Origin of the sequence: Bradyrhizobium pachyrhizi (genome assembly GCF_001189245.1) — a bacterium.
Classification (GTDB): domain Bacteria; phylum Pseudomonadota; class Alphaproteobacteria; order Rhizobiales; family Xanthobacteraceae; genus Bradyrhizobium; species Bradyrhizobium pachyrhizi.
In genome coordinates this window covers 86,011-86,443 of sequence record NZ_LFIQ01000089.1, presented here as the reverse complement: position 1 = coordinate 86,443, position 433 = coordinate 86,011, and the positions used below count along the sequence as shown (strand labels likewise).

1 protein-coding gene is annotated in these 433 nt (G+C 62.6%); it reads left to right on the top strand.

Annotated elements, in window-relative coordinates:
• Nucleotides 1–433, top strand: a 433-nt coding sequence (locus AKL29_RS45285) for a thiolase family protein (protein WP_488230427.1), incomplete at both ends; no start/stop codon positions are given.

Genomic DNA, 433 nt, shown 5'->3' with positions numbered 1-433 from the left:
ATCAGCCTGGTGCAGAACGAGCACATGAACCGGTTCCACGCCGTCGACGATGAGCTGATGGCAATGAAGCCCGAGATGTACATGTCGATGCTGGAGACGGCCGAGGTCGTCGCCGAGCGCTACGGCATCGGCCGCGACAAGCAGGACGAATACAGCCTCGAATGCCAGCGCCGCGTCGGCGCCGCGCTGCAGGGCGGCCGCTTCAACGACGAGATCGTCCCGTTCACGACCAAAATGGCCGTGGTCAACAAGGACACCAAGGACATCAGCTACCAGCAGGTGACATTGGCCAAGGATGAAGGTCCGCGGCCGGATACCACGGCGGATGGGCTTGCCAAGATCAAGCCGGTATTCGAGGGCAAGACCATCAGCGCTGGCAATGCCAGCCAGCTCTCGGACGGCGCCTCGGCCTGCGTGATCATGAGCGACAAGG